Source organism: Komagataeibacter intermedius TF2 (assembly GCF_000964425.1).
Lineage (GTDB): Bacteria > Pseudomonadota > Alphaproteobacteria > Acetobacterales > Acetobacteraceae > Komagataeibacter > Komagataeibacter intermedius.
Genome location: NZ_BANF01000406.1, coordinates 1 through 811, shown reverse-complemented (window position 1 = coordinate 811; position 811 = coordinate 1). Strand labels below are relative to the sequence as shown.

2 protein-coding genes are annotated in these 811 nt (G+C 65.8%); both read right to left on the bottom strand.

Annotated elements, in window-relative coordinates:
- Positions 1-432 (bottom strand): IS91 family transposase (locus tag B7449_RS17760; RefSeq protein WP_048883973.1); only part of this gene is annotated, 432 nt, incomplete at its 3' end.
- A gap of 19 nt (positions 433-451) precedes the next feature.
- On the bottom strand, positions 452-811 hold a 360-nt coding region (locus tag B7449_RS17755; protein ID WP_048883972.1), incomplete at its 5' end, for a tyrosine-type recombinase/integrase.

Below are 811 nucleotides of genomic sequence, written 5' to 3'. Positions count from 1 at the left end.
GATGCCGATGCGGGCACCCAGATGCCGGGGATCGGCGGCGATCGTCATCATCGTCTCCGAGGCGGCCTGGAACAGCAGGGCGTAGAGAACGGCCTTGTTCTGGAGCGCGATGTCGGCGATCCGCGCCGGCAAGGTGAAGACGACATGGAAATACCCGACCGGCAGCAGATCGGCCTCGCGTTCGGCCAGCCATGTCCGTGCGGCGTTCCCCTGGCAGCGCGGACAATGGCGGTTGCGACAACTGTTATAGGCAATGCGCCAGTGTCCGCAGTCCCCACAGGCCGCGACATGGCCACCAAGGGCTGCGGTGCGACAATGTTCGATCGCCGACATGACCTTGAGCTGCTGCAGGGGGAGACGGCCGATATGGGCTGCCCGCCAGGCAGGACCGGCAGCCCGGAAGATGTCCCCCAGTGCGAGCGAGGCGGACATGACCGCCCCTGCTCCGGGATCAGCCGTCGGGCCTTGCCTGCGCCGTCGTCAGCATGCCCAGCCTGTCGAGCGGACTGATAACGGCCCGCACGGTCCGTGTCGCAACCTTTGTATAAAGGGCCGTGGTCTCCAGGCGGGAATGACCCAGCAGGACCTGGATCACGCGGACATCGACACCATCCTCAAGCAGGTGCGTGGCAAAGCTATGCCGCAGGGTATGAGGCCCCACACGTCTGGTGATCGAAGCAGCCCGCGCGGCATCGACAACCACGCGATGGAGCTGCCGTGTGCTGATGGGCCTCATGGTGTCCTGCCCGGGAAAAAGCCAGCCACCCGAATGCATCACGCCCTGCTGGCGTCCGGCCTTCCACCACTCCCG